At 73.3% G+C, this 2705-nt stretch carries 2 protein-coding genes and 1 pseudogene; all 3 read left to right on the top strand.

Annotated elements, in window-relative coordinates; translation table 11 throughout:
• The first annotated feature begins 13 nt into the window (after positions 1–13).
• Positions 14–607, top strand: coding sequence for a KEOPS complex subunit Cgi121 (gene cgi121 / locus U4E84_RS16490; protein ID WP_322533200.1), 594 nt, complete (start codon positions 14–16; stop codon positions 605–607).
• A 327-nt stretch (positions 608–934) separates the two neighbouring features.
• Positions 935–1528: an IMP cyclohydrolase gene (locus U4E84_RS16485; protein WP_322533198.1), complete on the top strand. Its 594-nt coding sequence runs from the start codon at positions 935–937 to the stop codon at positions 1526–1528.
• 112 nt (positions 1529–1640) lie between these two features.
• Positions 1641–2705, top strand: a pseudogene (locus U4E84_RS16480) (S9 family peptidase); the annotation flags it as partial.

Below are 2705 nucleotides of genomic sequence, written 5' to 3'. Positions count from 1 at the left end.
TGGGTGATTTCGGATGACTGCCCCCGTATCCGACGGCGACGCGGAGCCGGCGCCCGCCCCCGCGGTCCGCCTCGTTCGCGGCGACTTCGCGGTCGCCGACCTCGACGCGTTCCTCGCCGACCTCGACGGGGTCGCAGAAGAAACCGGCGCGGTCGTCCAGGCGTTCGACGCCGACCTCGTCGTCTCCGCGACGCAGCTCCGCGAGGCGGCGCGGCTCGCCGCGCGGGCGATCGCCCGCGGCGAGGCGGTCGCGCGTGACCCCGGCGTCGAGATACTGCTGTACGCGGCCGGGAGCCGACAGATCGACCGCGCCCTGGAACTCGGCGTCGCCGAGGGGGAGCGCGCCGCCGTGGTCCTCGTTTCGGACTTCGGCGACGTGTCAGGCGCCGACCGGCCGCCCGCGGACCTCGACGAAGCGGTCGAGGGGGTTCGGGGGCTCGCCGTCGGCTCGGCCGGAATCATCGACGGAGACGACCTCAACGGCGCGTTCGACGCGGACCGCGTCCGCGAGTTCTACGGCGTCACCGACCGCGAACTCGCCGCGACGACCGGCGACCTCGCCGACGTCGTCCGCGAGCGCGTCACGCTGCTGGACGTCGAGAAGTGACTGCGGGATCGCGACCCGCCGACTGCCACCCCCTTCGTTTCGACTGGAAACCGCGGAACGTGGGCGCCGCTCGGTTCCAAGCGAAGCGAGACGCGAGAGAAGTAGTCCATCCTGGATTCGAACCAGGGTCGTTGCCCCCAGAAGGCAACAGGATTGGCCACTACCCCAATGGACTGCGCACTCTCAGATAGCCCGCACGTCTTTGTAAGCGTTGCGCGTCGCGACCGCCGTGCGACTCCGTGACGACCCTCGGGGACCGAACCGCTCTCGGATCGCGTTCGTGCGCACATCGACGCGTTTTACTCGACTCAATCCGCACGAAGCTGTATGTACGTCGGACGATTCGTCGTCGTCGCGCCCGGGATCGGCGGCTACCGCGTCTCCTCGCGCTCGTTCCCGAACCGCCGCGTCCGTGACCGCGGCGAGACGCTCACCGTCGGCCCGACGCCGGACGCGCCGGAGACCGACAACCCCTACGTCTCCTACAACTGCGCGCGGGCGGTCGAGACGCCGACCGGTGAGCCGCTGGCCGCCCTCGGCAACGGCTCGCACGTCGACCCGATCGCGGAGAAGTTAGCGCAAGGCTACCCCGCCCGCGACGCGCTCGCGTCGGCGCTGCTCGCGCTCGACTACGAGAAGGACGACTACGACACGCCCCGGGTCGCCGGCGTCGTCGCCGCCGACGCGGCGACGATCGGCGTCGTCCGCCGCGACGCGCTGCTCGTCGAGGCCGTCGAGGAGCCGACCGTCGTCGCGACCTACGAGACGGACTCCCCCGAGCCGTACGACCTGACCGCGACCGACGCTTCGTCGGTCGCGACCGAACTGCTCGGCGCCGACCTCGAACACCCCGTCTGCGCCGCGGGCGCGACCGTCGACGAGGACGGCGTCTCGCTCGCGTTCGACAACGGCGGCGACTGACCGGCCGGTTGCCCGGTCGCCGGAACCCGCGGTCTCACGGGGGACCGCCGGACGCGGCCGCCCGCCTTTCCGCCTCCCGACGCCTTTTGCCTCCCCCGTCCGACTGACGCGCATGGAGCGCGTCACCGCCGCCGACTACCGCGACCTCGCGGTCCCGTCCGACCCCCGGATCTCGCCGGACGGCGACCGCGTCGCCTTCGTGCGCCGCCAGCCGAACGACGACGAGGGGTACGAGACGACCGTCTACCTCGTCGACGCCGCGGGCGAGGACGACCCGCGCCGGCTCACCCTCTCGGAGGGCTCCGACGCCGAACCGCGCTGGAGCCCCTCCGGCGACCGGCTCGCCTTCACCTCAACCCGCGGCGCCGCCGACGACCGCCAGCAGCTGTGGGTCCTCCCGCTCGACGGCGGCGAGGCCCGCCGCGTCACCGACGCCGTCGGCGGCGTCTCGCAGATCGCGTGGTCGCCCGACGGCGAGCGGATCGCGTTCGTCCAGTCGGTGACGGCCGACGACCGCGAGGCCGACCGCGACCTCGCGGTGCCGGACGACTACGAGCCGGAGGAGCACCCCGACCCGCGCGTCATCGACCGGACGGTCTACCGGTCGGCGAAGCGCTACTTCGACGGGCGACGGCCGGGCGTGTACGTCGTCGACGCGGACGCGACCGTGGGCGGCGTCACCGACCCCGATCCGGCCGAATCGGGGGCGGTCGCGCGCGTCACCGACCGCGACGCCGACTTCGCCGCGCCCTCGTGGGGCGACGCCGACACGCTGTACTACACCGAGGCGGTCGGCGACGACCCCGACGACTCCGTCGAGATCGCGATCCACGCCCACGACTTCGCGGCCGACGAGGCCGAGCGCGTCCACACCACGACCGGCTGGGGAGCGTCGCTCGCCGCGACCGCCGACGGGCGCGTCGCGTTCACGCACGCGGAGCCGGATCAGGTGTCGATGCAGCCGACGGACCTCCGCGTCCTCGACGCGGAATCGGGCGCGGTCACCGACCTCACCGGCGACCTCGACCGCGGGCTCGGCCGGGAGACGACGCCGCAGTGGGGCCCGGACGACGAGACGCTGTACTTCGCGACGCCCGACGAGGGGAAGACCGCGCTGTGGCACGTCCCCGCCGACGGGAGCGCCGACCCCGAGCGTCTGCTCCGGCCCGGCACCGTC

The sequence above is a fragment of the Halorubrum sp. AD140 genome, assembly GCF_034497445.1.
Taxonomy (GTDB): domain Archaea; phylum Halobacteriota; class Halobacteria; order Halobacteriales; family Haloferacaceae; genus Halorubrum.
Note: the sequence above shows the minus strand (reverse complement) of the source record. Positions and strands in the feature narration are given on the sequence as shown.

Bases quoted from the DNA above. Each gene is read 5' to 3' on its own strand.
- cgi121 (WP_322533200.1), top strand. From the start codon at position 14: ATGACTGCCCCCGTATCCGACGGCGACGCGGAGCCGGCGCCCGCCCCC.
- U4E84_RS16485 (WP_322533198.1), top strand. From the start codon at position 935: ATGTACGTCGGACGATTCGTCGTCGTCGCGCCCGGGATCGGCGGCTAC.